This window comes from Hydrogenophaga aromaticivorans, assembly GCF_013387465.1.
Lineage (GTDB): Bacteria > Pseudomonadota > Gammaproteobacteria > Burkholderiales > Burkholderiaceae_C > Hydrogenophaga > Hydrogenophaga aromaticivorans.
Genome location: NZ_VYGV01000011.1, coordinates 57,608 through 83,327, shown reverse-complemented (window position 1 = coordinate 83,327; position 25,720 = coordinate 57,608). Strand labels below are relative to the sequence as shown.

24 protein-coding genes are annotated in these 25,720 nt (G+C 57.2%); 20 read left to right on the top strand and 4 right to left on the bottom strand.

Going from position 1 to position 25,720, the window contains the following annotated elements; translation table 11 throughout:
• Window positions 1–3 precede the first annotated feature (3 nt).
• From F3K02_RS12845 to F3K02_RS12765, 17 genes are all read left to right on the top strand, one after another.
• Window positions 4–1,128: a type IV secretion system protein gene (locus F3K02_RS12845; RefSeq protein ID WP_177136025.1), complete on the top strand. Its 1,125-nt coding sequence runs from the start codon at window positions 4–6 to the stop codon at window positions 1,126–1,128.
• 53 nt (window positions 1,129–1,181) lie between these two features.
• A complete protein-coding gene (locus F3K02_RS12840; RefSeq protein ID WP_177136024.1) occupies window positions 1,182–1,532 on the top strand; it encodes a hypothetical protein in 351 nt (116 codons plus the stop codon).
• Window positions 1,533–1,610: 78 nt separating this feature from the next.
• Window positions 1,611–2,291 (top strand): VirB8 family type IV secretion system protein, encoded by a 681-nt coding sequence (locus F3K02_RS12835; protein WP_177136023.1) that lies wholly within the window; start codon window positions 1,611–1,613, stop codon window positions 2,289–2,291.
• Window positions 2,288–3,109 carry a TrbG/VirB9 family P-type conjugative transfer protein gene (locus F3K02_RS12830; protein ID WP_246309434.1) on the top strand — a complete coding sequence of 274 codons (822 nt, stop codon included), beginning with the start codon at window positions 2,288–2,290 and terminating at the stop codon, window positions 3,107–3,109. Before F3K02_RS12835 ends, F3K02_RS12830 begins: the two co-directional genes overlap by 4 nt.
• A 2-nt stretch (window positions 3,110–3,111) precedes the next feature.
• Window positions 3,112–4,449, top strand: a complete 1,338-nt coding sequence (locus F3K02_RS12825; protein WP_177136022.1) for a TraB/TrbI/VirB10 family type IV secretion system protein — start codon at window positions 3,112–3,114, stop codon at window positions 4,447–4,449.
• A 5-nt stretch (window positions 4,450–4,454) separates the two neighbouring features.
• Window positions 4,455–4,802 carry a hypothetical protein gene (locus F3K02_RS12820; protein ID WP_177136021.1) on the top strand — a complete coding sequence of 116 codons (348 nt, stop codon included), beginning with the start codon at window positions 4,455–4,457 and terminating at the stop codon, window positions 4,800–4,802.
• A 5-nt stretch (window positions 4,803–4,807) separates the two neighbouring features.
• Window positions 4,808–5,404, top strand: coding sequence for a YcbK family protein (locus F3K02_RS12815; RefSeq protein WP_343067082.1), 597 nt, complete (start codon window positions 4,808–4,810; stop codon window positions 5,402–5,404).
• Window positions 5,405–5,982: 578 nt separating this feature from the next.
• Window positions 5,983–6,423, top strand: a complete 441-nt coding sequence (locus F3K02_RS12810; protein ID WP_177136020.1) for a hypothetical protein — start codon at window positions 5,983–5,985, stop codon at window positions 6,421–6,423.
• Entirely contained in the window at window positions 6,423–6,803 is a 381-nt protein-coding gene (locus F3K02_RS12805) for a hypothetical protein (protein ID WP_177136019.1), read from the top strand. Before F3K02_RS12810 ends, F3K02_RS12805 begins: the two co-directional genes overlap by 1 nt.
• 116 nt (window positions 6,804–6,919) lie before the next feature.
• Window positions 6,920–7,342: a hypothetical protein gene (locus tag F3K02_RS12800; RefSeq protein WP_177136018.1), complete on the top strand. Its 423-nt coding sequence runs from the start codon at window positions 6,920–6,922 to the stop codon at window positions 7,340–7,342.
• A 13-nt stretch (window positions 7,343–7,355) separates the two neighbouring features.
• Window positions 7,356–8,378, top strand: a complete 1,023-nt coding sequence (locus tag F3K02_RS12795; protein ID WP_177136017.1) for a phosphoadenosine phosphosulfate reductase family protein — start codon at window positions 7,356–7,358, stop codon at window positions 8,376–8,378.
• A 184-nt stretch (window positions 8,379–8,562) separates the two neighbouring features.
• Window positions 8,563–13,542, top strand: a complete 4,980-nt coding sequence (locus F3K02_RS12790) for a DEAD/DEAH box helicase (protein ID WP_177136016.1) — start codon at window positions 8,563–8,565, stop codon at window positions 13,540–13,542.
• Between the two features lie 167 nt (window positions 13,543–13,709).
• A complete protein-coding gene (locus F3K02_RS12785) occupies window positions 13,710–14,069 on the top strand; it encodes a hypothetical protein (protein ID WP_177136015.1) in 360 nt (119 codons plus the stop codon).
• 1 nt (window position 14,070) lies between these two features.
• Window positions 14,071–14,376 (top strand): hypothetical protein, encoded by a 306-nt coding sequence (locus tag F3K02_RS12780; RefSeq protein WP_177136014.1) that lies wholly within the window; start codon window positions 14,071–14,073, stop codon window positions 14,374–14,376.
• Window positions 14,377–14,380: 4 nt separating this feature from the next.
• On the top strand, window positions 14,381–14,893 hold the full coding sequence (locus F3K02_RS12775) for a thermonuclease family protein (protein WP_177136013.1): 513 nt from the start codon (window positions 14,381–14,383) through the stop codon (window positions 14,891–14,893).
• A 134-nt stretch (window positions 14,894–15,027) separates the two neighbouring features.
• Window positions 15,028–15,492 (top strand): hypothetical protein, encoded by a 465-nt coding sequence (locus tag F3K02_RS12770; protein WP_177136012.1) that lies wholly within the window; start codon window positions 15,028–15,030, stop codon window positions 15,490–15,492.
• Window positions 15,492–15,923 (top strand): hypothetical protein, encoded by a 432-nt coding sequence (locus F3K02_RS12765; protein WP_177136011.1) that lies wholly within the window; start codon window positions 15,492–15,494, stop codon window positions 15,921–15,923. The genes F3K02_RS12770 and F3K02_RS12765 overlap by 1 nt, the downstream gene beginning before the upstream one ends.
• Window positions 15,924–16,075: 152 nt before the next feature.
• Here the strand turns inward: F3K02_RS12765 and F3K02_RS12760 are convergent, their stop codons facing one another.
• Window positions 16,076–17,956, bottom strand: coding sequence for a helicase-related protein (locus tag F3K02_RS12760; protein ID WP_177136010.1), 1,881 nt, complete (start codon window positions 17,954–17,956; stop codon window positions 16,076–16,078).
• Between the two features lie 219 nt (window positions 17,957–18,175).
• On the opposite strand from F3K02_RS12760, the gene F3K02_RS12755 reads away from it, so the two are divergent.
• Window positions 18,176–19,747, top strand: coding sequence for a recombination directionality factor (locus tag F3K02_RS12755; protein WP_177136009.1), 1,572 nt, complete (start codon window positions 18,176–18,178; stop codon window positions 19,745–19,747).
• A gap of 122 nt (window positions 19,748–19,869) precedes the next feature.
• On the opposite strand, the gene F3K02_RS12750 is transcribed toward F3K02_RS12755, so the two are convergent.
• Both F3K02_RS12750 and F3K02_RS12745 read right to left on the bottom strand, forming a co-directional pair.
• On the bottom strand, window positions 19,870–20,424 hold the full coding sequence (locus F3K02_RS12750; protein ID WP_177136008.1) for an AAA family ATPase: 555 nt from the start codon (window positions 20,422–20,424) through the stop codon (window positions 19,870–19,872).
• Window positions 20,421–20,633, bottom strand: a complete 213-nt coding sequence (locus tag F3K02_RS12745; RefSeq protein ID WP_177136007.1) for a hypothetical protein — start codon at window positions 20,631–20,633, stop codon at window positions 20,421–20,423. The genes F3K02_RS12750 and F3K02_RS12745 overlap by 4 nt, the downstream gene beginning before the upstream one ends.
• Before the next feature lie 315 nt (window positions 20,634–20,948).
• Here F3K02_RS12745 and F3K02_RS12740 point away from each other — a divergent pair, with 315 nt between their 5' ends.
• Window positions 20,949–21,761, top strand: coding sequence for a hypothetical protein (locus F3K02_RS12740; protein WP_177136006.1), 813 nt, complete (start codon window positions 20,949–20,951; stop codon window positions 21,759–21,761).
• 39 nt (window positions 21,762–21,800) lie between these two features.
• Window positions 21,801–23,642 (top strand): ATP-dependent helicase, encoded by a 1,842-nt coding sequence (locus F3K02_RS12735; RefSeq protein ID WP_218179455.1) that lies wholly within the window; start codon window positions 21,801–21,803, stop codon window positions 23,640–23,642.
• 26 nt (window positions 23,643–23,668) lie between these two features.
• On the opposite strand, the gene F3K02_RS12730 is transcribed toward F3K02_RS12735, so the two are convergent.
• Window positions 23,669–25,648 (bottom strand): helicase C-terminal domain-containing protein, encoded by a 1,980-nt coding sequence (locus F3K02_RS12730; RefSeq protein ID WP_177136005.1) that lies wholly within the window; start codon window positions 25,646–25,648, stop codon window positions 23,669–23,671.
• Between the last annotated feature and the right edge of the window lie 72 nt (window positions 25,649–25,720).

The window sequence follows — 25,720 nt, the reverse complement described above, 5'->3', positions numbered from 1 at the left end:
AAAATGAATGCGAAGCGCAGTGTCAGCAGGCTAGGTCTTGCATTGATGATTCTCTTGTTTCCTGTATTGGCGTTTGCCCAGGGAGCCGGAGAACCAACATTGCTTGAAAATCTTGCCTTGGTATTCAAGAACGTTGTGAATGCAGTGATCGGCAATGATTTTGTTGATCGGGTCATCAATGCGGCAAAGGGACTGGCGGGTAGTCTCAAATCTGTTGCGATGGCGCTTGCTGGGGTGCTTGCGCTGATTCAGCTGATTTGGAATGCCATGTTGGCAATGTTGGAGAAAAAGCCTGTGATACCGGCTGTTTTGGAGACAGTCCTTTTCTCCTTGATCGCGGCTGCTTTGCTCACGAATTATTCAGTCGTAGTTGACACCGTCTATGGGATTGCAAAGTCCGTACTGTCGGCTGTTGGTTTGGACATTGGCCAAACATTCATGGACTTCATCAAAAGTCTCTACGACCCCGTGGCGCGCTTGTTTGTCAATATTGGGAAGTCGTTTGGTGAGGCATGGGGGACGTGGAAGATCGTTGATGTTGTTGCGGAAATTGTCCTCACCGTACTGGTCTTGGTTGTGGCAATCTATTTCATCGTGGTGTCGTTGGTGAGCCTGCTGGGGGTGTTCATCATGGGGCCAATCTTCCTGGGTGTAGGGATTGTTATCGGCCCTCTGATGGTTGCCACCATTGTGAGCAGATACACCAGAGCGTGGTTCGGGCAATGGCTCAATTATCTGGTCAGTTCGGCATTTCTCACAGTCGTTGCAGTGATCGTGCTAAAGCTCCTTTCAACCATCTTTGCAAGCTCATTTGAGAAGTTTGGTGAGGGTAAATCAGCGGCGACAGCTCTTGGAATAGCAATGATTGCTGCAGGCATGACAAAACTATTCGAGAGTATTCCGAGCATTACGGATGCCATATTCCCAGGGCGGACCGGAGCCGCCGGTGCAATTAACTCGAATGCTATTGCACAAGCTGCCAATCCTATTAATTCGGGGAGAAATGCAGTAGCCGGCGGTAAATTTGCCGCCTCAAAGGTTCAGGCTGGATATCAGGGTGGCAAGGCAATGGCTTCGAAGGTGAACTCTTGGTTCTCCAAGCCACCAACCCCCACCGCAAATCCGTGACTGCATTAGTTCAACTCAACGGATCAGATTTTTTCTCATATGAGGTATCAACCATGAAGAAAACAGTGTTTGCAATATTTCTGCTTTCCTGCGCTCAGTTCGCGAATGCGCAATCCAAGGTGCAGTGCATAAGGGGCGCCGACGGAAAGTTGCAGGCGGCATTGGTATGGCAGAACACATTGGGCGTTCAGCGTGCCAACATGATCTGCTTCACCTCCTCCATCGACTCTCAGCCCGCGCGAAACGAACAACCACCATCAGTGGGACAAAGGTTCGATTCCGAGTTGTACGAGCGTGCTGCTGGGCAGCCGGGGAAGGGAGCCAAGCCACGGTTGAATGCTGAAGTCCAAGTCCCGTCCTCCCCACATGACATCCCAGCTGGCTTTGTCCAGATGTGGGATTGAGGACGAACAGTCGAATGCGGCCCTGAACGGACTGTCATTCACTGCTTCAGACGTCAGATTCGGGCAAAGAATATTCCCATGCGAAAACTCAAGAAAGCACCTGACCACGTACCGGGACCTGCCGAAGAAGCCGCGCTTCGGGTCTACTTCGAACGTGGTTCGAAGTCCGCCATCGAAGCCAGCTGGTGGAAGATTCTGGGTGTCGTATCCATGGCCGTCGTGGCGCTGCAGAGTGCCGGATTGATCTACATGATCACCACCAAAGAAGTGCATGTGATCCAGGTTACGAAGAACGACTCTGGTGAACTGCAAGCCAGTGGAGTGGCCAGTAAATTCACTCCTGATGAAGATTCGCAAATGGCATGGGCCTCCAGCTTCGCCAGTGACCTGACCGAAATCACTCCAGCAATCTGGCAACGCAACGTTGAAAGAGTTCAACGACGGGCCGTTGGCACATCAATCGATCAGGTGAAGAGCTATCTTCAAAAGCCGGAGAACAACCCTCCCCAACAGCTTGCGAGGTATCCAACATATGTGCGTGAGTATGTCCGCCGATCAGTGAATAAGGTGGCTGACATGACCTATCTGATTCGTTACGAGCTTGTTTCCAGGTCTGCTCCGAGCGTACCTCCGCAAACGAAGTCATATGCCATGACAGTTACGTTAGCCGTCATTGGGCACAAAACTCAGGACGATGTATTCCGCAATCCTGAAGGCCTGGCGGTCACCAATTTCAGTATTTCAGAGGACTTTCGATGATGTTCAAAATTGCAAAAATCGCTTTCGTTTGCGCCGTGGCTTTGTCCGCAAGTGCATGGGCGCAGACCACCAGTGACATTTCGGTGGCAACGCCCGGGAATTTGGACAGTCGAATCGTCACTTTCGCATTCACCCCGGATGTTGTCTATAAGCTTCCCGTGACCATTGGCATGCACACGCACATTGCCCTTGCTCAGGATGAAGAGTTGATCGAAGTTCCACGAATCGGTGACAAGGTGCGGTGGCGCATCGAGGGCAACGAAAAGAACCTCTACATCAAGGCAACTGTTCCCAACACGGTCACTTCACTCAGCCTTGTGACGGATCGCAGAACCTATCAGTTCGAGTTGATCGCAACGACCAAGCCGACTGAACGTATTCAGAAGGCGGTTTTCTCCTATCCCGACCAAGAGGAGGATTTCCGTATTCGTCGCGATGCCTCGGTCAAAGCGGTTCTGGCCCAAGCCACTGAATCGCATGCCGCACTGGTCTCCCAGAACCTCGCAGATGAGACGCTTGACCCGTCGGAACTGGTCTTCCTCAAGGTCGAGTCACAGGACCCTGACCTTGTGCGCCTCCATGCGTACACCGATGGCGTGAAGACCTGGATACGGATGCCTCCGGGTATCCAGGATCTCCCGGCCGTCTTCATGGTAGAGGCCAACGAGCGGGGCAAAGAGAGCCTCATGCCGGTCAATTACACCGTGGCAGATCGCAAGAGCATTCGTGACCGCGATGTGATCGTGATTGACCGGACAGCGCCCGTGTGGATGCTGCAGATCGGGAAGCGGCATCAGGCACGCATCACCAAGGATTGAACATGAAGGCCAATCCGAATATTCCAAAGGCGAGGACCAACCCCCTTGCTTCGCATCCATCTCAAGATCGTGATGCAAAGGCTGGTGGGCTCGGGCACGAGTTCGGCGATGTCGTGGAAGATGTCGAGATTCAATCGGGCATGCCTGCGCGGAACCTGCGCACCATCGGTATGGGCATTGCGGTAGTGGGATTGACGGGATTTCTGCTGTGGCCAGGGAAGACCGAGTTCAAGGGAAAAGAGCAGGCTCCCCCTGTTCAGGCGCCCCTTGTCACAGACTTGATCAAGGATTTGAATGAAGCGCCGGCCCCGGTGACCTTGCCCGAATTTCCGCAGCCTCCTTCGTTGACCCAGAAGAATGATGAGCCGAAGGTTGATGAACGCCTTGAGATGGCGTTGATCGCTTCGATGGCCGCATCCGAGGTCGACTTGAGGGGCCGCGGCGTTGGCGATGCTGGCGCACAACGTGCCTCAAAGCAAGTCACGTCAACGCCTGCAAATGGCGCACGCGCAGACATCGAGCGGTTGTTGGCCCAAAGTCAGGGGTCCATGGAAAAGCTGCGGCAAAAGCAGGTTGAGCTTGCCCAGGGGGACTTGCCGCAGCAGGGCTCTTCTGGTGCAGGTCTCTTCGGGCAAGACGTGAACGGCGGCGGCGGACTTGTGAACGTTTCGGACTCGAATTCCCGGTTCATGGGTCAATTCGCAAACCAGGCTGGGATAGGTTCATCAACAAAGCTGCAAGCTGCTCGCGCAGCGCCAACCCTCTATGAGGGAACGCTGATCAGGACGGTGCTCACACGCGGTCTGAATTCCAGCCTTCCAGGCACCTTCACGGCAAAGGTATCGAGCGATCTCTACGACTCGGTGACGCAACGGATTCTGTTGGTCCCTCGTGGGTCAGAGGTCACCTGCACCTACAACTCAGACCTGCTGGTGGGCCAGGAGGCGATTCTGGCAGCCTGTACACGACTGCGACTGCCCAATGGCCGCTCTTTCTCGCTGTCAGGTGCATCGGCATCGACTGACGAAGGTATCAGCGGCATGCCCGCAGATATCAACAACCATTTCTTCAAGATGTTTGGGAATGCGCTGGTTGTTGGTGCTGCTTCCTATCTGATGCCCAGATCGGATCGCACTGTGAGCATTGTTGGAGGCGGCACCAGCGACACAACACAGACGGCTGGATCCATCATGGGGCAAGCGCTTTCACAAGTGGTGCAGGCGACGATTGGACGAAACCTGCGGATTCCTCCGACAGGGACGGTTGACATTGGTACTTCATTCACACTGACGTTGACCAAGGATGTCGAGATGGAGCCGTATCTCCATTCGCAGAGGTGATAGCTATGCAACTCAATCGATACACGATTACATCGGCCTGTCTTCTTGTACTGGCCATGGTGTCCGGATGCGCTACCCCGGTTGGGTATGAGGGTGCCAGATTCTTGTCGCCTCCAAATGACATATCCAGTGCGTGGATTGCTGAAGGTGGTGCGATATTCATCGTCCCGGAAAAGGGCGTGGTCATTGACGCAGTGGTGTCCCAGGATGGTCGCCCCGTTCAAATGCGGGCCGACGGTGCGTACTACGTGATCCCTGCCAATCAGCTTTCTGGTGTCACCGAAATCCGCTTCATGGTTGAGCAGCGTTGGCGCCGTTTGCCGATCAGCCAGAAGACAGACGCCAAAGGTTAGCCGCAGTGAAATTGGTGGAGAGTGCTAGCGCCGAGCAGTTGCTTTGTCTGGAGCGCCGCAGCTTTCTGAAGATCGCTACTGCCGCCATCGTCCCGGCTGTGTTCATGCCGCCTGCATTTGCGGGGGGGCAAACTGACTTCTGGTCGAAGCCACGTCGGGTATGGCTCCAGCGCCGTGTAGCCGGCCGAATCGAAGAAGTCAACGAGGTCTACTTCGCAGATGGGCAGCTCCTGCGTGATCCCTATATCCGAGCCTGCAGGCTGTTGCGGGATGTGCGAGCGGGCGAGGCCGTCCAGATGTCGCCCGTCCTCCTGGATATTTTGTGCGGTATTCAGGGTGTCGCGATCGCGCACGGGATCGACAGGCCATTGATCACCAATTCTGGCTACAGATCGCCGAAGACCAACAGTGCAACAGAGGGCGCTGCAAAGAACAGTCTGCACATGCAAGGTCGGGCCTGGGATGGACGTATGCCCGACTACCCTGCAAAGATGCTTGCCCAGATCGCGCAGTACTTGCAGGGTGGCGGCGTTGGGTTGTATGTCGCGAGCAACTTTTGCCACGTCGATGACGGTCGTCTGAGGACCTGGCGAGGAGCTTGAGTCGGCAAAAATGGACCCATTGGGTCCATTCTTCTTTTGGTTATCAAGAGGTCGGTCAAAGAGCGATTCAGGCATATAAGAAAACGCGCCATCTCTCTAACACATTGATGGATGGTTGGAATGGTGAAAGCTCGCCATAAAGCACGTTTTTCACCTCTTGTCTTTCCGAAGAAAATCGAGCAACATCACGCGCAATGCCGTCAAAAGCCGCGCTTGCGGGAGAAGGCATTTCGTCCAGTGCGCATGGCGTTACCTGACAGCGAGGTTGCGCCGTTCCGTGGGTTTTGCGTGTGCCTCTTGGCCACGCGCACAAGCTCTCTGAGGGCACTGGTCAGTCCGGGCTGAAGGCACCAAAAACGCCTTCGCCGTGTCCCAGGGCTGGCCACGGCAAATTCCAACTTATCCAATTTCATCCCTAGCGTCGAACTCGGGTCGTCGCCGACTTGCGTCTCAGCACGACGGGCCACTGCGCAATCCATTTGTCCAAGATGACTTTGCAAAGCGGTTGCGCTTTGCAAAGGCACTCTCGCTCCGGTTTCAACAATCGCCCACTCTGGGGTAACGAAAGGAACCAACCCATGGCCAACAAGGAATGTTTTGTATTGCGTGAAGCAGGCGCTGCGCCGCAGATCATCGATATCGTCAACAGCATGACCGGCGCAGGAATGTTCAGCGGTGAAACGCTGGAGCAAGTCTGCCAGCGTCATCCAGGTGTCGAGAAGGAAGCACTGGACGTCATCGTCATGGAGCAGGAGGATGCGTACCGCACGCACCCTCAGCCGATCTCGCAAGACGCGTGGATGAAGGCTCTTGAAGTCCTGCCACCCGAGAACTGGATCAGGCAAGGAAACACCGAATCCTTCAAGTTTGTGGAGCGGTACAGCGGCCGCATCACGAGCATCTTTGCGCGGATCGGTAGCGACTGCTTCACGTTCAAGGATGTGTACACCTTGTCGCACGCAGACATCATGGACCGCATCGCCAAGTGCTGTGAAGTTCAGACCAGTGGAGAGGCGTGATGTTTGAGACCTTGCGGCTGAGCCGAATTGGCGCATCAGGTCTTCATCTGGAACCGACACAAGGGTCAGAGGCGAACAAGGTTTGCGGACCACTCGTCTCGCCGGTCCCACTCCCGCTTGGTGAGGTGTCTGTCACGGCACTGGATCACCTGGATGGGCTGCCCAGAGACATCGACAGCGATCAACTGCAGATCACGGTCTATGGCCCGAAGCAGGATGTCCTCTTGGTGAGAACAGCAAAGGGGAGGGCCGGCCTGAACGACCTCTATGAAGATGTTGTGGGCTACCGCCCCGATGATGATGATGTGTTGGACTCTCACAGCCTCTTGTGCCTTGTGGTCGAAACGATCTATCGAGACACCTGCGGCGACATGAACTGACCATTTCAAAGCCACTTGCATCACGCGGTGGCTTCCTCAAACAGTTCGCTTGGACTGCTTGAGAAAGCCTCACGGCGGTTCCTTTCTAAACACGGCAAATGCCGGAAAGGACACCAATGAAAATCACGAAGAAAGCACTCTTGGCCGAGCTGGTCAAGGGGCAGGTCCAGGTCACCATGATCGGTGGTCTTGCCGCCGAAGATTGGCCTGCACACCTTGAGAGCATCAAGCAACAGTACCCCGATGCCGTCGAGTCGAAAGACCGCATTGAGTTTGGCGCCGTTCCGGGTCAGATTCGCTTCACCATCAAGCCCAAGCTCACCCGTGTGCGGTGCGGTCGATTCAGCCACGGGAGCACCCGTTACGACTTCACCTGGGGGGACCAATGCAGCAGCGGTGGGCTCAGCGACTTGTACATCGGAGAGACAGGCCAACTGGAGCTCAAGATGTTCAACGGGGCGGTTTTGCGCTACGAGGTATTGACGACACCCTCCACCATCACCATGGCAGCAGCTGAGGTGGCTTGTGCAGGCGCGTAGCCACGAACAAGCAATGCTCTGGCCAGAGCTTCAGGCCAATGAGGAAATCGATGAGATTCATGATGAAAACGTCGATCTCAGCGTCTACGACCGATTCCTTGTCTTCTTCTCGGGTGGTAAAGACTCTTTGGCATGCCTGCTTCATCTGCTGGAGATGGGTGTGCAGGCAGAGAAGATCGAACTGCACCACCACTTGGTTGATGGCAGGGAGGGGTCGACCCTCATGGACTGGCCAGTGACCGAGGCCTACTGCGAGGCGGTTGCAAAGCACTTTGGTGTGAAGCTCACTCTCAGCTGGCGTCGCGGAGGATTCGAGGCCGAGATGAATCGAAAGGATGCTGCCACAGCGCCTGTGTGCATTCCTGACGGCACTGGTGGTTTCGTAGCGGTGGGGGGCAATGGCCCACTGGGCACACGCCTGAAGTTCCCCCAGGTGTCCGCGAATCTTTCTGTTCGCTGGTGCAGCAGCAGTTTGAAGATCGACACCGGGGCCCGGTACCTGACGAACGATGAAGTCTTCACCAGGGGCAAGACACTCGTGCTCACGGGCGAGCGAGCTCAGGAGAGCAAGGCACGCTCGAAGTACCGTCAGTTCGAGGCGCACCGTTGCGATCTGCGCACTGGCCGGTCCTACCAGAGGCACATCGACCATTGGCGGCCGATCCACCAGTGGGATGAAGCCGCGGTGTGGGAAATCATCAAGCGCTGGGGCATCCTGGCGCATCCGGCCTACCACCTGGGATGGGGACGCACCTCATGTCGTCAGTGCATTTTCGGAAGCAAGAACCAGTGGGCAACCGTGCGAGCGATTGCCCCAGAGGCCTTCCAGAAGATCGCCGTGTATGAGCGCGAATTTGGCGTGACGATCCATCGCAGTGAATCGGTCGTCCAAAGGGCGGACGCTGGTGTTCCTTATGCGCTGGACCACCGCTGGATCGCCATAGCCAACTCCAAAACGCTGGATATCCCAGTCCATGTAGCAGACCGATGGGAGATGCCACTTGGAGCGTTTGGGGAGAGCTGCGGCCCTACCTGAATGCCGCTTCAACGGTGGCTCGTACTCAGGCCATCCAAAAGAAAGATGAGGCCCGCACAGCACTAGCTTGCGGGCCTCTCTCTTTCGTCGTCGGAGTCATTCGTGTGGACACATCCTCCAGACGAATGCCGCTTGCGGCTCTTGCTTTCGCAACAACCCCAGTTTTGGGAAAGGAAGCAAGCAAATGAAATTCAAGTACGACAGTCGCCAGGCCTCCCTGTTCGACGATGAAGAAGTGATCGAAGTGCCGCTGGAAATCCCGGTGGAGGTCTCCGCCAAAACCGAGATCCAAGAGGCTGTGACGCAAGTGGTCATGCCGGCCTTCAAGCCGCGTGATCTGTTCGTCCTCAAGGATGAAATGCTCGAAGCGTTGAACACCGAAAGCAGCAAGGTCAAGGCCAACATCCTGGCCGTCGAAACGCTCAAGCGGATCACGGCACCAGGTACGCCATTGCCCTCGCCAGAAGACAAAGCCGCACTGGCTGCGTTTTCAGGTTGGGGGGGGTTGTCCGAGGTGTTTGCGGCGCAGTCGCGGTACGAATGGGCACAGAACAAGCTGAAGGAACTCCTGACGCCAGGTGAATACGCAAGCGCTGAGGAATCGGTGCTGACCGCGTACTACACCGAGCCGACGGTCATTCGCAGTATCTGGAAGATGGTGCGCAGCCTCGGCTTTGAAGGTGGTCGCATTCTGGAGCCGTCCTGCGGCGTTGGTCACTTCATTGGGGCCATGCCAGAGGACCTGCGCCAGATCTCGCGTGTGGTGATGGTCGACATCGATCCGCTGACCTCCGAGATTGCTGCGCAGTTGTATGCAGACCGGCAGACGATGGTTCATCCGGTGGGGATTGAGAAGATGGGCTACACAGACGCCTTTGATCTGGTGATCGGGAACGTGCCGTTTGGCAACTACCGTGTCAGTGACAAGCGCCTGGATCGGCTCAAGCTGAACATCCACAACTACTTCGTTGCCAAGTCCATCGACATGGTTCGCCCCGGCGGACTCGTGGCGGTGATCACGTCGACGGCAACCCTGGAGAACGGGACGGAAGCGTTTCTGAAATACGTTCACGCCCGGGCCGAACTCAAGATGGCCGTGAGACTGCCAACGGGTGCCTTTGGGCGCCTCGGTGGAACGGATGTGGTTGCGGACATTCTGATACTGCAACGCCGGCACCGTGTGCTTGATGAAGAGGTGATGGACCCGGAATCGGGCATCTGGCGCAAGTCGGGCCCGAAGCGTGAAGCATGCGAAAACGGCTTTCCGTACTGGATTCCTGGCGGCGCTGTCAACGCGCACTTCGTCGAGCACCCCGAGCGGGTGTTGGGCAAGTTCGACAGGAAGTGCAATCGCTGGGGGACGCAGCTGTCGGTGACACCGCATGGTGACTGGGTCAAGCGCCTGGATGCACTTGCAACGACCGGAATGCCTGCGCCGTGCTTCGATGCTGAACTCAACGTGGAGGCATCCCAAAACGGAGATCCACGCCGCGATCCGTCTGGAACCAAGAGCTTCGTTGCCCAAGGGTTCTTCTTCGACGAGGACGGTGAGCTGTTGCAAATGGACGAGAGCGCGAAAGTGCAATCGCTCCAGAACCTGCCAGCGGCGAGCGTCAAGCGCATGGAGGGCATGACACGCATCCGTGACTGTGCCCTCAAGCTGCTTGAAGCGGATGCCAGCAAGGCAAGCCACGCCCAGGCCCTGCGAGCGCAGCTCAACGGCCTCTACGATGGGTTCGTGCAGCAGTACGGACACCTGATGAGCGCTGTCAACAGGCGCCTCTACCGAGCCGATAGCCATGCGCCACTGCTTTGGTCACTGGAGATCTACGACGACGAGCAGGAAACTGCTGTGAAGTCCGACATCTTCAAGGCCAGCACCGTTTCACACGCGGTGTTGGCTGACCGTGCACAGTCGTTGGATGACGCGATTGTTCTGTCCTACAACCGGTTTGGGCGACTGAACCTGGGTTGGATGGCAGGTGCGATGGAGACCGCCTATGAAGAGGTGGTGGATGAACTGGTGGCGAACGATCGGATTTACCTGGAGCCCAACTCAGGGCAATGGGTCGACTCGCTCGAATACCTCAGTGGCCCGGTGAGACAGAAGTACCAGGAAGCAGTCGCTGCGGCGAAGGGCGATAGCGTCTACGCGCGAAATGTCCAAGCCCTCGCGGGTGTTGTGCCGCCAACTGTTGCGCTGAATGAAGTGGCTATCCGTCTGGGTGTGCCATGGATCGATGCGCGATACGTCGAGCAATGGCTGGTCGAGCAGTTCAGGATCGGTGCAAAGGACGACCTGCAAGGGGATAGCTTTGCCTACTGCTCCGTCTCGGTGACCCACCTGGCGGAGAGCGCGTCTTGGATCGTCAATTTCAACAACCCCAAGCATCAGCTGTTCAAGACTGAGTGGGGAACCAACAGAAAGGACTTTTGGGAAATCCTCTCGGCGCTGCTCAACCAGCAAACGCCCGAGGTCTACGACACCATTGAACTTGAAGGTGGCAAGGAAAAGCGGGTCATCAACCGTGATGAAACGCTTGCTGCACAGGAAAAAGCCAAGAAGATTCAGGACGCTTTCGAGCGCTGGATTTTCGCGAGTGAGCAGCGTATCGGTGAGCTGGAGCAGCACTACAACATGGTCTTCAATGGGCGCATCAACCGCACCTATGACGGATCGCACTTGGTAGTGCCGGGCCTCAACCCACAGGTCAATTTGCGCGCTGCGCAGAAGGACTCCATCTGGCGCGGAATCGTCAACGGCAACACGCTCTACGCGCTGGCTGTCGGAGGCGGAAAGACGCTGATCCAGATCTGTGTGGCCCAGGAGTCCAAACGACTGGGAATTGCGGCCAAACCGGTACTGGTGGTACCAAATCACATGCTTCACGCATTTGCTGGCGAGTACCTGCGAGCCTTCCCCCGGGCTAAGGTTCTTGCAGCGAGCAAGGAAGACCTCCAAGGGGACCGCCGGCGTTCCATGCTGATGCGGATGGCAACAAACGATTGGGACTGCATCATCGTCACCCATTCGACATTCGGTCGGATCGGTTTGGCTGATGAGATCGTCAAAGACTTCATCGACGAGGTGAAGCTGCAGGCCCGAATGTCGGTGATGGGGGTGAGCGATAAGAACGTGGTGCGCGAAGCCAGTCGTGCAGCCAAGCAGGTGGAAACGAAGCTCACAAGCTTGCTCAACGGGGATCAGGACAAGGGACTGCCTGGATTCGAGTCATTGGGCGTGGACCTGATCTTGGTCGATGAGGCGGACTTGTTCAAAAACTTGTTTTTCTTCACCAAGAAGAAGCGCATACCGGGGATCGCCAGCAGCTGCTCATCGCGTGCGCTGGACCTGTTCATCAAGAGCAGGGTGATCTTCAAAAAGCGTGGAAATGACGGCCATGGGCTGCACTTCTCAACGGCTACCCCGATCAGCAACACGATCGGGGAGATGTTCATCATGCAGACCTACCTCCAGGAGGAAAGACTGCGAGAACTGGACATCAACAGCTTTGATGCATGGGCGGCAAACTTTGCGCGTGAGGTCACGTGTGTGGAGGTCAAGCCCGAAGGGTCTGGCTACCGCATGCACACCCGCTTTGCGTCGTTTGTCAACGTGCCCGAACTGATGCTGATCTTCCGAGAGGTTGCAGAAATCAGGACCAAGAAGCAACTGGGTTTGCCAGAGCCGAAACTGGTTGGGGGTGCGCACCGAGTGGTCGCTGTGCCAGCAAGCGAGCGTCAGAAGGCCTATGTGCAAGAGCTTGTCAAACGAGCTGAGAAGATTCGCAACGGGGGAGTGACGCCCGATGAGGACAACATGCTGTGTGTCACCAGTGACGGCCGCAAGGCTGCGTTGGACATGCGCATCGTTGATCCGACACTGGCTGATGAACCTGAGAGCAAGGTCAACGCATGCATCCGGGAGACCTTCCGGCTGTGGGATGAGGGGAGGGCACAACGCCTGACCCAGTTGATCTTCAGTGACCTGAGCGTTCCTGGCGGCTTCTTTTCGGTGTACCGGCACATCAAGGACACCTTGATGAGGATGGGTGTGCCGGGCGATGAGATCGCGTTTGCCCAGGACTACAAGACAGACAAGCAGAAGGCCCAACTGCACCGTGAGGTGCGATGCGGGAAGAAGCGGGTGCTGCTTGGCTCGACAGAGCTGATGGGGTTCGGGACAAACGTGCAGGACCGCTTGCTTGCGAAGCATGACCTGGATGCGCCGTGGAGGCCTCGTGACGTGGAACAGCGTGATGGTCGGATCATTCGACAGGGCAACCTCAACGAGGAAGTTCACATCATTCGCTACGTGACGGAAGGCACATTCGATGCGTACTCCTGGCAAACGCTGGAGCGAAAGGCCGGATTCATCGCGCAAGTGATGGAGAACAACGGTACGGCACGCACGGTGGAGGACGTCACGATGCAAGCACTGTCCTTCGCAGAGGTCAAGGCGCTTGCGTCAGGCAACCCGATGGTGATCGAAAAAGCTGGGGTCGACGCTGAAGTGGCCCGACTCGAAGCGCTCAAAAGCGTGCACGAGAAGGACCAGCGAAAACGCGCAAGCCTGATGCGAAATGCGAAGGGTGATTTGGAGTACACCAGCCGGCAGTTGCAGGCTGTCAAAGCCTGGAACGAGAAGCTGAGGATCGATCTGACGTCCTTCAATGTCTGGGGTGCTCGCTTCAACAGTGCTTCGAGTGCTGCAGAGGGCATCATGAAGCGCATGGCTGCCGTTCGTGAGGCGGGTAAGGGCCTCAAGCGTTCAGAAATCAGTGACAACGAATGGACGCTGTTCCAAACGGGCAACCTCACGGTCAAGCTCGTGACGAACTGGAGCGGGTCGAATCTTCGCGCATGCGTGGAGGGCGAAGACCTCAGTGTCACGTTGAAGAAAGTGCCGTATGGTGCCGATCGCATAGCCGACTATCTGATCGAAGGTGGGATCGTTCAAGAGGTTCACGACCACTTGAAGTACCTGCAGGATTCGATTCGTGAAACGGAAAGCGAGATCAGTACCCTTCAGAACGCGCTGCAAAGCCGGTTTGAGCACGAAGAGAAGTACACAAAGGCCCTTCAGAGGCAAGCCGAAATCGATGAAGCGTTGGAAATCGACGTGGATGACAAATCGGCCATGGCCTTGGAAGAAGAGGCCTGAACCTTGTAGACCCATCACCTCCTTGCGGGGTGGTGGGTCAACTTTTTTTCCCTGCTCAGATGAGCCAATGAATCGCGACGTTTTGTGTATGGCGCAGGTCATACACAAGCCGTTGATCACGGCCCGCTCCACCAACACCGCATTTGCGGACCTTTATAGGAGCGTTTATGAAACATCAGGTTATCGAAATCGGCTTTGCGCCGTCCGAAGAGGACTGTGCACAGGTCGGTGCAGAAGACTACCGGGAGCGTTCTCGCAAGGAGATGAAGGCCTTTCGGTCCCAGATCCTTCGCCACTACCCGATTCCACATGAGTTGCAGGAACAAGGTAAGGCAGGCATTCAAACCAGCAGCGTGTCTCACGATTTCGGGAGCTATCGCGAACTGGTTCTGTCGTTCGACGGCACCTGTGAAGAGGCCTGGAAGTGGGCGATGCTTGTCGAGGAAGATCCTGAGTGCGCCATGCTCACGTGGGATCATGAGGCGCAGCGTGAGCTCGGGTTGTGTGCTCTTGTCGAGGAGGTGTGAGATGCGAATTTACAAACGCTCTTCGCACGTCCCCAGCGTGAAGCGCCAGCGCTTGTATCTGGCGCTGTCAGCGAACTGCAGGGCCGGTGGTACCCGCCGTTTCTGCATGAAGATGCTTGCCGAGAAGGTGGGCGTTTTCCGAGACCTCCCGACCTTGGAGAGCGACTTGCTCTTCTACGCAGCCGACCTGCACGATCCATCGACCGTCACCCGGCTTCTGAAATGGTCGTTGCATGTCGCAAAGGCCAATGAACCTCTGAGCCTTCCGATCTGCATTCCTCAACAACAACTTGCCCTCGCGGCCTAGTCTCATGGAAATCCTCACTTCAATCTTTGTGGCTCTTTTTGGCTTCTACGGTGCATTTGCTGGTGTTCCTTCTGTTGGGCAGACTGGACACTCGGCAACGGCTTTGTATGGGCGTGTGATCGGCGTCTCCGACGGCGACACGATCGATGTTCTGCTGCCTGGAAACAAGACTGTTCGAGTTCGCCTGAGCGAAATTGATGCCCCAGAGTCGTCGCAGGCATTTGGTCGTCGTGCCAAGCTGGAGTTGTCCAAGCTGTGCTTTGGAAGGCAGGCCACGCTTGCCGTTCAGAACAAGGACCGCTATGACCGTCTGGTTGCAAGGGTTGCATGCAACGACACCGATGCGCAGTCACACATGGTGGGCAGTGGGTATGCCTGGGTGTATGAGTTCTACGCCAAGGATCGAAGTCTCTCGGGCCTCCAAAATCAAGCGCGCAGCGATCGAAAAGGGCTGTGGCGTGATGATGAACCAGTGCCTCCTTGGCTCTTTCGCAAGGAGGCCTCCAAGAAGAAGTAGTTGAAAGCCAAGGTGTCCGCGTTCGCGCGGGCACCTTCACCCTCGTGTGTGGCTTCCTGCAGAAGAAGACTTCTGCGAGAATCCATACCAGCATCTCCTTTACAACAACCGCTGTGTGCGGGAAAAGGAATGTGATGAAACTGTTCAATGTGGCTACGAGCCTGAACTACACCCATGGGATGAGCGTCGGCGTAATGGCTGAAGATCACATGGAGGCGATTGCCAAGACCGCGACAGCGTTCAAGATGGGCACGCTTTGGGACAACACACCCAAGATGCCGTTGCTCTTCGATTCCTACGATTCTGAGAAGTCCAGCCAGCCTCGGTTCGTTGTCTGCGAAGTCAGCGAGTTCACGGTTGACCCCAGCGTCCAGCGTTCGAAGAGCGTTCGAATGGGGCGCCGCACCGAGGTTGCGCTTCGCAGCCTGGTAGCGTTGCTCTCCAGCGATAACGGTTCTTCGTTGATCGACTCGGTTTCTGCGGACTACGATGCCAAGCTCATGCAAGCGCTCTCCCAGGCGCGAGCGGTGGTCAAGGACCTCGATAGCTGGAATCCCCTGCGCTTGCAGGTCGTAGCGGCCGTTGGTGGAGAGCTGTGATGATCGCTGACCTGAGCATCAAAACAGTTCTCGGTGCCGAGCGTGCCTATGCATGCATTGAGCACGGGTACATCCGACTTGACGTGCCGCTTGCCGGCGGACGCAGCGCTGCAAATGCGCTTCGGCAGTGGGCAGTCGTGCAATTGGAGCAAGCCGCAAAGCAGCAAGGTCGAGCCTTGATCGCCATCGCAGCTGCCAACTCGCTGGAGAAGGAAGGTACTGCGGCCATGAAAGCGCAAGCTTCCGCGGTCAGCGTGATCGATCCGGTGGAGTTGTTGGAGCGATTGGCCGGCTTTGCCAGCCATTTCGCACCCGAAGCTGCCCTTCGCGCTGGCGGTGCCGAACTGGTTGCACAAGCAATCGGCTTGGCCGCTCTGTGCCGCGGACAACAGACCTGCACGAGCGGACCACAAGAAGAAGGTGCAGCATGATCCTCGCGTGTTCCCCATGAGAGGTGGGAACGACCGTGGTATCAGCGGCCTTTTGAATCGATGTCTGCTGATCAGGATTGCAAAAGAAGATGCCCTCACGGGCTGATAGCTCATTTGACCCAGGTGCCTCTCCTTCAGGAGTGGCATCTGGTTCAACCCGGACTATCCAGAAAGTCCTCTGCGGAGAGTTTGGTGAGCTTGAAAGTGCCTGTGCTCTTGCCCGTCTGCATGTCACCAAGCACATCACCGAAGCCTCGGAGCTGCAGGTCTCGTTCTGCCAGAGCGAAGCCGTCAAGGTGATCCCTCACGGCATGGAGACGTTGTAGGGTGGGGCGGGCTGGTTGACGATCCAGCATCATCACGAAGTCACCGCTTCCACCATTGCGTACAAGTCGACCTCGAAGCTGGTGAAGCTGGGAGACGCCAAAGCGGTCTGCACCACTGACGATCATCAGGCCAACATCTGGAACATCCATACCCACTTCAACAGCAGTGGATGCCACTGCAATTGGACAAGAACCATCGGCAAACTGGCTGATGGCCAACTGCTTGTGCTTGTTGGAGAGCTTGCCGTGAATGATGGCAACCTTGCCGGGGAATCTTTCGCTCAGTGCCTGCCCACGGGCTTTGACCGAAGCGTTTTCGCCGGAAACTTTGGGGTAGAGGAAGATCACTCGCTTGCCTCGCTGGAGGTGCGTTTGTACGAGCTGCACCGCGGTGTCGCGGTCGCTGCCCTCAATCAGCACATGACTGGAAATGTCTTTCTCCACGGGGCATCGCTCGATGCGTGCCTGGACCCACCCAGAGAACAGGGCCAATGCGAGTGACCTGGGAATGGGCGTGGCGCTGGCCTCGATGACGTGCGTTCTTGGTCCCACCAGGGCGCTGCGCTGATCCACGGAGAACTTGTGCTGTTCATCGACGACGAGCGCGGTGAGTTGGCCGACATCCTTGCGTGCCAAGAGCGCTTGCGTGCCAATGAGAATCCTGGCGTTGACCGGGATATCGCTTGAATCAGCGCATACCAGTGCAGGCCTGAGGTCTGGGAATCGGCTGGAGGCCTGCGCGTGGATCTGGCGGGCAACAAGGTCGCTGGGAACCATCACGGCCACACGCGAGCTGGTATCCGAACTGCGAACCACTGCAGCAAGTGACAGCAGGAACACCAGCGTCTTGCCTGATCCAACGTCTCCGTTGAGCAGGATTCTGGCAGCGCCACTGGCGTTGATGGCCTTTCGGATGATGTTGAGTGCTTGGCGTTGATCTGGACTCAAGACCTCTCGCTGCTGGCCGACGGCCTCAATCAGTGCCTTGTCGATGTTGGTGGCTACGCTCGCGTCAGCCGCAGGCATGGAAGCTCGACGCGCTGCGGCCCGAACTTCGGCAATCGTGCAACGCTTGACGAAGGTCAGGGCATTGGCTGCCTGGACAAGGCTCGCTGGTCTGTGGAGCGAATACAGCAGTGCGCTGGCTGAGCGGCCGACAACTTGAAGTCGGCGGCTGATCACTGTGCTGGCCATGACTTCCTCTGCAGCCTGTTCAATCAGGCTAGGCCGTCCCAGCGCTGCCTCGATGGCCTCCTGTACACGCTCACCCGATACCTTCCCTCCAATGCCGTTGTACAGGGGATCAATCCTCCCGGTGGGCTTTTGCAGCCTGGCTCCGCGCAGATACCGGTTGGTGCCCATCTGAACTGCCATTGCTTCGATGGTGGTCCATCGTCCTTCAAGCGCCTGTGCGGTGGCTAAGGACAGGCCAAAAAATCGCGTGGTGATGGGCGAGCCTTCCTCAAAGGAAAGTTTCACCTCGATGCTTGCGGGATAGGGACTGCCGGTGGCATTGCCCTGACTGTCGAGTCCAGCGTAGCCCTCAAAACGAACTCGCAGAAGACTCTCGCGATGCAGTGGCGCTGCGTGCAGGTCGGTGTACACACTGCCTCGATCAACATGGCCTTTCGGGATGCAAAGAAGCACCTGCGCATGGCTATCACAGTCCAGGGCTTTGAGCGTTGATTCGAGGGTCTTCTGATCCATGTTTTCAGCGTAGCAGTGCCACACGAAAACTCAATTTCAAAAGCTGACCGAGAGGCCATGGACGCGTGCACAGCAATAGTTGTGTGCGTCTCTATGGCGGGTTCTCTTCTCTACCCAGCCAGTTGTCTTCTGATGCCGCGAATGTGGCAATGAAGGCCCGATGAAATCTCTCATCGGACAAACAGAACAAGCGGGAAGCTGCTTGAAAGGAGAATGAAGATGGGTAAATCGTTTTTGTCTGAGCGCATCGCTCAACGTGATGTGCAGTTCAGTGTCGGCGGAAAGATCCGGGTTGGCACCAAAGCCATCAGCAAGAAGGCCGCAGGCGACCCAAAAGCTGCTGCACTCTTCAAGAAGGCACAGCAAGGGCTCATCAGCTTTCGTGAAGCTGAGAAAGAGATCTACAGGCAGTGCGAGATGGCCAACCCGTTCTATCCGCGAAACACACAGGAGTTCCATGCCCATCCGTGGGATATGAACACTGGGGGTGCCGCGACGACACGGCGTTTGCTCGAACTCTACGGCGAATCCCGCGGATCTGACGTGTCACCGAAGCTCTACCGGTTCCCGGTGGTCTTCCCGGACGTCATGGACCATGACCTGGACACCCTCGTCGGAGGCGGCCTTGCTGTTCAGGGCGGTGGTGCAGAAACCATTCGCTACCGCTCGCGCTATGAGCCCGATGGAACACGGAACTGCGTCTATTTGCCACCGGTCACCAGGACCGAGCAGACCAAGCGCAAGATCGTGCAGCATGTGCCCAGGCAACCAGTGGTGCGTGGAGCCTGTGTTCCTGAGGAATGTGAAGAGTACGCCTTTGGCATGTGCAAGTTCGGCGGCAAGCTGCGCTTCTTTGTGCCAGGGATTGCGGGTGCTGGCGTCTTTGAGCTGCACACCGGCAGCACTGAGGCCGCTTCGCAGATCTACCTGCGCTTGTCGCAGGCAATGAACACCTGCAACGGGCGCTTGCCGAACTTCACGCCCGATGGAAGACCGGTCTTCTGGTTGTCCAAAGAGCGGGCGGTTCGTCAGTATTTTGATGAGACAGGGATGCCGAAGATGGGTGAGCAGTGGGTTCCTACCCTGGATATGGAAATCGAACTCCCGAAGGTGATGTGGCTCAAGCAGCAAGAGGCCATGCTTCTTCCGCACGTGGCCAAGACTTCACACAGTACGAGCGGCGTCACGCCGGCCGTGCCGTTGGCGTGGTCCACAGCAGAAGACGCTGGCATCGCCATCGACGTGCAGGCTTCCAACGATGCAAAGGCGCGCGGGACGGAGCGGCATGCCGGGGATTCGGTGGGACAACAACAGGGGCCTCGGGATGGCGCTGAAGCCGCATCGAAAGGCTCTGGAGCCACAGATCGCGGTCAGGGAGGATCGAGCGATCCAGCGATGAGCACTGAACACCGGGATGAAGAAGTCGATCCGATGTCCCTGATTTCGGATCACGCAGAAGCCGGTGGGTATGCCGATCAGTTTGTCCGATGGGCTGAACTCCGCTGGGGAGACGCGTGGCAGGACAAGCCTCTTGAGGTGTTCGACGCTTGGAAGAAGATGGTGGACCGCTTCGGCGAGATGACCAAGGACTACCTGTGCTTTGTCACCGAGATCCACACGATGAATCTGCAACAAGACCTGGTGGTCAAGTACATGCAGTTCAAGTTCGGCAACCTGTCCAACGGGCAGCGGTTGGGAGAGTTCCGAAAGGAATTGGCTCGCCTCTGTGAAGATGGTGCCAGCGTGGCGACTGAACTGATGGCCTCGGCGCTTGAAGAAGGCAACAAGTAAGCTGGCCTTTGATCTTGAGCAAGACCTGTGCAGCCTGTGGGTTCTGCAGGTCGGGCCCGAGCGAAGCGCCATTTCAAGGAAAACCTCCAAGTCCCGCAAGGGGCCTGGAGGTTTTTTTTCGTCTATCGAAAGGCGATGGAGAGCACGTCCCGGGCGATATCCTCGATGTGGCCGGCTGCGGAAACTTTCACCACACGGCTTGCATGCTCCTGTAGCAGGAAGGGGAGCTGATGGTCCCGAAGGCCGGGGCCCATGTCGGGGTTCCAGCGACGCGCAGAGGTTTGGGTCCGAAACTCCAAGCGCTCCAGACGCACGTTCTCTGGCACTTCTAGGCACACCAGCTTTGCTCCTGAGGGCAGCTTCGTGACATGGTACGGCTCGCTTGGGAAGCCATCCACGATCACAGGGGCACGCTCCCGAAGAACTTGTACTTGATTGAGCAAGGCGTCAATGACTTGAGGGCGAAGTCGTTCACCCGGAATCTGGCCAGCAAGGGAGGCCATCAATCTCAAACTCAAGTACGGGTGTGGTTTGCGCATTCTGGCCATGCGCCCGAGGTCACCAAGGCTCAAGTGTGCCCAGCCGTGGCTATGGTTCAGTTCCATTCCGACCGTCGTCTTGCCGCACCCATGCAGTCCGACGAGGAATACGCATGGATGAAGTGCAGGGTTGCTCACGCCAGCGTCCGTCCTGAAATGCTCCCGCTGGCCAGCGTGGAGGATGCGTGTTGCAGAGCGAACTGAACTGATTGGCGCAGGACAACACAGTGGGTGTGTTGCTCCAGGATATCAGCGGCCCGCTTGAGGTGAACGCGCGCAGCGGTGATGTGCGGTTGTCGTTTTGCTCGTAGAGCGCTGTCCATGAGTTCGTCGAGGTAGTCGGCCATGTGATCAGCATGCCTTTTTCGCGCACATATTCAACATTGAATGGAAACCCTGAGTGGCTGCTTTCACCGGGTGGGGAGCCGGCGTTTTGAAAACGCACCTTGTAAACGACTCATTTGGGTTCTTTCGCGCCTGACGGGGTCACAAAATGGTGCAAACCAGTGGTTCGCTCGTGACCCTCTGGTTAAAGGCCGCGCTGCCCGGTTGGCAGTATCTGGGCTCATACGGAGATCGAGATCAGGCACGTCCCAGTGCATTCGGTGCCTCGGCATCAGGTGCATCGCCTCTCAGCTGCTGCTGGGTACTCGAATAATTTGATGGTGAAAACTTCCAATGATGCTGCGGCCGCGATCAGCGCCGACACTGAGCTGGTGGCGGCAGAAGCTGCCATCGAAGAGGCGAGCACCTTCGCCGATGCGGCGGTGAGCGCTGGTGAGGTTGGCCAAGGGGCCAAACACATCGACCGGAAAGAACTGACCGCCGAACAAAGGGGGCAGTTGTCTCGTGAGATGGCCCGTCGCCAGCGAAAGCTCGGTCAGTACGAGCTCGAACGCTTCTACGAGAGCGCCATCGTGGTTCCGATGGACATCAAGCTGAACAACCCGCACATCGCATCCTCAGCCACGCGGTTTCTGGGTCTGACCGATCGCACGCTGTATCTGGTCAACCGCTTCGGTGCGCGCTTCATGTCCGAGGCCGACATTGATGCGACACGCGAGGCCGTGAACAAGAAGATCCAGCGCTATGAAGAAGAAGCGGCGCAAGCGCTGAGCCAGGGTCTTGCCCTCACCAGTGAAGCCAAGAAGGAGAATCCCGACTGGCTCAGCCCGGTCTACACATCAGCCGCACTGGACACCGGCTTCCAGGTGAAAACACGCGATACGGTTCGACTGATCAAGGCGCTGCGTGTCTGGGATCAAGCCATCCTCGAATTCGCGACGCTCGAATTCAACGACAGTGCCACCATCAACCAGCTGGAGACGATGCGGGTGCGTGAGCGTTCGATGTTTCTGGACATCAACACGCAGTGCATTCGCACGATTCGTGCCTTCTACAAAAGGCGTAACGAAGCGGCCAACAAGCGTTCCAAGGCCGCTGCGGCGGAAGAACAGTCTTCCACCCCTGCATGAGTGTGGCGCTCGTCGCGAAACAGGTGAGGGCGCTGAAAATTGCTTGAAAGTCAGATTGCATCCCTGAACGAGGAGCAGCGGCAAGTGGCAACGTGCGAGACGCACTGCCTGGCGATCGCCGCTCCGGGTTCCGGGAAAACGAAGACCCTGGCGGTAAAGGCGGCACTGAATCTCTCGCGCGGGCGCACTGTCACGGCAGTCACCTTCACGAGGGATGCGGCGACTGAGTTGCGGGACCGCATCATCGCCATCGCAGGAAAGGAACACTTGCCCAACCTGCTGGTGGGCACCTTTCACTCCATCGACATGCTCATGGCCTTTCCTCAGATGGCGCGATCGGGCATGGGCCGAGCCATCCTCCAAAAGGGTAGGTCCAAACTCAGGAACAAGTGGGAGATCATCCGGGAGGGTCCCCGACGCTCCTATGTCACGCGGAGTATTGAAGAGTCCGGACTTGAGCTTGATATCGAGAAGGCCACGGCCATCATCGAAGCCCTCAAGAGCGAGTTTAGATTGCCAGAAACCGAAAATGAGGCCCGTTTGGTCAAGACCTACCAAGGGCTGCTCAAGAGACATGGGGTGATCGATTTTCAGGACATTCTCATTGAGACGAACCGGGCGCTCGATGCAGGGTTGATTACGCCGCTGGCGACCGATCAGCTGATGATCGATGAATTCCAGGACACCGATGCGCTGCAGTACGCCTGGGCGATGCACCATGCAAGAGCGGGTGCTGTGGTCACGGCCGTTGGCGATGATGACCAGTCCATCTACGGTTTTCGGAGAGCATTGGGATACGCAGGCATGTCCCAGTTCAAGGAAGAGCTGCAGGCCACACGCGTTGTGCTGGGGACGAACTACCGGTCGCACCGTGAGGTTTTGGAGCCGGCCGAACGACTCATTGCCTGCAATACGGAGCGCATGCCAAAACTACTTGTGTCTCAAAAGGGAAGTGGAGGCAGCGCAATGTGGGATACGCATGGATCACGAGCTGAAGAGGCAGAAGCCTGCGTTGAATGGGTGGCAAAGGCACTTGAAGATCAATCGACTGTGGGTGTGCTGTCGAGAACCAATCGCCGGCTCGACGAAATCGAAGTCATGTGCCTGAAAAAGAAAGTTCCCTACGTTCGCTCCGATGGTGGCTCGATTCTCAACACACAGGAGATGAGCGTGGTCATGGCCGCTGTCGGTGTGCTCGTAGAGGACAGCGCACTCGATCTCGATCATCTCCTTGGCTGGGCCGGATGTTCAGAAGAAGAGCTCGAATCACTGCGCAAGCAACTCGGTGCCAACGGACCTTCATCTCTGACCAAGGCGATGTTGGACAAGGCCAGTCTGAGTGCGTCTTCCAAGAAGCTCATCAGCGAACTCGCCCGACTCATTGCCGCCTGGATCGTCATTCTGGACACTGGGGGCATCGCATTTGTGGCTACGGCCATCCAAGATTTCCTCGTCTCCTGTGCACCCAATACCCGTGCGAAGCATTTCTTGCCGGTCGTGGTTCAGGCATTTGCCAAGCCACTCCCCAAAAAGGGGGCCGTTGATCTGATGAGACAAAGGCTCCAGGATTTGCGTTCGAGGCGGGATCAGAGCAAGGACGATCTGCAGCTGAGCGCATCGGTGGCCTTGCTCACTGCGCATGGCTCCAAAGGGTTGGAGTGGGATTGCGTCTGGATGGTCGGGTGCGAGGATGGCACTTTTCCCGATGAAAGCGCTTCTCTTCAGGAGGAGCGGCGCCTGTTCTTTGTCGCGATGACACGAGCCAGAAAGTCCTTGGTGGTCAGCGCTGCCGGAGCAAAGCCGTCATCACCGTTCATTCCTGAGGCGGGTTTGGCGCGAGTACCAAAAAATGAAATGGTTGCGCAGCCAGGCATGGGTTGAGCGCCCTCCCTAGCAAGAGACTGAGTTCAACTCAAGACCTCGGTGAATTGGGTGCTCTTGAGCATTCGTCTACCGTAGCGCTTGCTCACCAATCTGCGGTCGAGTACCAGGATGTCACCGCTGTCCCCTTCGCGCCTCATGAGGCGCCCACACACTTGTGCGAGTTTGAGGCCAGCCTTCGGCAGCGTGAGAAGCCCGAATGCATCCAGGCCTTTCTCGGTCAGGTGCTCTCCGTGTGTGGCGATCACGGGGTCATCGGGTGATGGGAAGGGCAGGCGGGTTATCACGACCCTGGTGCAATAGGCGCCAGGCAGGTCTACACCCTCGCCCATACTGTCCAGCCCGAAAATGATGGAGCGCAGCCCGGCATCAATTCGCCGGCGGTGCTCTACCAGCAGGGCGGATGGTTGCCATTGTCCTTGCAGCAGCACGCTGGTTCTCTCGTCGGGTGCGATTGCGTCGAATACGTCCATCATCAATCTGCGGCTGGTGAAGTAGACCAGGACCCCCACGTGCTCCATGGCACGCATGGCCTTGTCCATGACGAAAGCCTTGACCAATCTGGGGTGTAGCTTCTCTCCCGCCTCGACCGCGGACTTGGGAACGACCAATCGGACCCGGCTCATGTCGAACGGTGAAGACAGCTTGAGACATGGCGTGTCCTTGGGCAGGCCAAGTTCACGAAGGACCGGATCGAAGGCGCCGAGTGAGGTGATCGTCGCTGATGTCAGCAAGGCGCACTTGACGATGGGCCATAGGTGTTGCCGTGCCTTCACAGCAGCATCGAATGGGCAGGCGCACAACATCACACCCTCGGAAGAGCGCTTGAGCCAGCGTGCCATGGTCTCGTCGCCAGCGAACTCCGTGACCGTCTCATGTGCTTGCCTCAACTCGCCCAGAGCCTGACCTATCCTTGTTTGAGCCACTTGAAGAAGGATGTCCTGTGCGCCTCCTCTACGGGAGCCTTTGAACGAGCTTTGAATGGCGTCCTTGCCTTCCTGCAGCGCGTCGATCAGCATGAGCAGTGCGCCACCAAGGTCCAGGCAAAGCTGTTTCAGCACTGGTTCGGCGGTCCCCATGGGAAACCGGAACTGGTGTTCCTCACCCAGCAGAGTCGCGACGGCATGTTCAGTGCTGCTCCACTGCCCGATCAGGATCTGCAGACCGGACTCAAGCTTTGCGCGCTGGGCACTGCAGAACGGCAGAATGCCCTTGATCAATTCCAGTGGGAGCTTGGCGAATTCGATCTTGCGGGCAAAGGCCGATGTGAGCTTGGCGTTCAGGTGGTGGGCTTCATCGAACACGTAGATCGCTTCGGGGTCACCCAGGATGCTCTGCGGTCGACGAGCCAGCGTGGTCAACAAGTAGTCGTGGTTCGTGATGATCACGTCTGCCTGCTTCAAGCGCTCTTGCGCCATGTAGTACGGGCAACCCTCCACCTCGGGGCAACTTTTGCCGGAGCAGCTGGCCGAGGTATTTGAAACACGGGCCCATTGGGTATTCGAGACAGGATCGACAAGATCATCCCGGAGGCCGGACCACTTCCCCGCGTCGAACGCGATGGCCATGCTTTCGAGCTGCCTGTCTTCATCCTGCTCGAACATGTCGTTTGTGCCGGTCAAAGCCTGCAGCTTGATAGGGCAGACGTGCCGCTCCCGCCCTTTGGCCATGGCGCAACTGATCTGGCTGTATCCGCAGGCTTCGAAGGCTTGCAACAGCCATGGGAGGTCGATGTTGGCCAGCTGGTCCTGCAACGATGCGGTGGCCGTGGACACAATCAGCTTGCGCTGCTCGCTGAGCGCTGTGATCAGGCCCGGTAGGAGATAGCCCAGGCTCTTGCCCGTCCCGGTGGGGGCCTCGACGATGCCCACGCGCCGCGCTTCGAACAACGACAGCGCTCGTCCCATCATTTGGCGCTGCTGAGGCCGTACACGAAGCTCACGATCTGAGATGGCGAGCTGGTCATGTACGCGCACGAGCATGGTTTTCTTATCGGACAGACTCATGATCGAGTTGGGCTCCTTGTTGAGTCCATGTTTTCAGACAAAACCCGGCCGTCAAGTCTGATTTCATCGCCA

Bases quoted from the DNA above. Each gene is read 5' to 3' on its own strand.
- F3K02_RS12785 (WP_177136015.1), top strand. From the start codon at position 13,710: ATGAAACATCAGGTTATCGAAATCGGCTTTGCGCCGTCCGAAGAGGAC.
- F3K02_RS12765 (WP_177136011.1), top strand. From the start codon at position 15,492: ATGATCGCTGACCTGAGCATCAAAACAGTTCTCGGTGCCGAGCGTGCC.
- F3K02_RS12820 (WP_177136021.1), top strand. From the start codon at position 4,455: ATGCAACTCAATCGATACACGATTACATCGGCCTGTCTTCTTGTACTG.
- F3K02_RS12740 (WP_177136006.1), top strand. From the start codon at position 20,949: ATGGTGAAAACTTCCAATGATGCTGCGGCCGCGATCAGCGCCGACACT.
- F3K02_RS12790 (WP_177136016.1), top strand. From the start codon at position 8,563: ATGAAATTCAAGTACGACAGTCGCCAGGCCTCCCTGTTCGACGATGAA.
- F3K02_RS12795 (WP_177136017.1), top strand. From the start codon at position 7,356: ATGCTCTGGCCAGAGCTTCAGGCCAATGAGGAAATCGATGAGATTCAT.
- F3K02_RS12840 (WP_177136024.1), top strand. From the start codon at position 1,182: ATGAAGAAAACAGTGTTTGCAATATTTCTGCTTTCCTGCGCTCAGTTC.
- F3K02_RS12825 (WP_177136022.1), top strand. From the start codon at position 3,112: ATGAAGGCCAATCCGAATATTCCAAAGGCGAGGACCAACCCCCTTGCT.
- F3K02_RS12805 (WP_177136019.1), top strand. From the start codon at position 6,423: ATGTTTGAGACCTTGCGGCTGAGCCGAATTGGCGCATCAGGTCTTCAT.
- F3K02_RS12730 (WP_177136005.1), bottom strand. From the start codon at position 25,648: ATGAGTCTGTCCGATAAGAAAACCATGCTCGTGCGCGTACATGACCAG.
- F3K02_RS12745 (WP_177136007.1), bottom strand. From the start codon at position 20,633: ATGGCCGACTACCTCGACGAACTCATGGACAGCGCTCTACGAGCAAAA.
- F3K02_RS12780 (WP_177136014.1), top strand. From the start codon at position 14,071: ATGCGAATTTACAAACGCTCTTCGCACGTCCCCAGCGTGAAGCGCCAG.
- F3K02_RS12845 (WP_177136025.1), top strand. From the start codon at position 4: ATGAATGCGAAGCGCAGTGTCAGCAGGCTAGGTCTTGCATTGATGATT.
- F3K02_RS12755 (WP_177136009.1), top strand. From the start codon at position 18,176: ATGGGTAAATCGTTTTTGTCTGAGCGCATCGCTCAACGTGATGTGCAG.
- F3K02_RS12810 (WP_177136020.1), top strand. From the start codon at position 5,983: ATGGCCAACAAGGAATGTTTTGTATTGCGTGAAGCAGGCGCTGCGCCG.
- F3K02_RS12830 (WP_246309434.1), top strand. From the start codon at position 2,288: ATGATGTTCAAAATTGCAAAAATCGCTTTCGTTTGCGCCGTGGCTTTG.
- F3K02_RS12800 (WP_177136018.1), top strand. From the start codon at position 6,920: ATGAAAATCACGAAGAAAGCACTCTTGGCCGAGCTGGTCAAGGGGCAG.
- F3K02_RS12835 (WP_177136023.1), top strand. From the start codon at position 1,611: ATGCGAAAACTCAAGAAAGCACCTGACCACGTACCGGGACCTGCCGAA.
- F3K02_RS12760 (WP_177136010.1), bottom strand. From the start codon at position 17,956: ATGGATCAGAAGACCCTCGAATCAACGCTCAAAGCCCTGGACTGTGAT.
- F3K02_RS12775 (WP_177136013.1), top strand. From the start codon at position 14,381: ATGGAAATCCTCACTTCAATCTTTGTGGCTCTTTTTGGCTTCTACGGT.
- F3K02_RS12770 (WP_177136012.1), top strand. From the start codon at position 15,028: ATGAAACTGTTCAATGTGGCTACGAGCCTGAACTACACCCATGGGATG.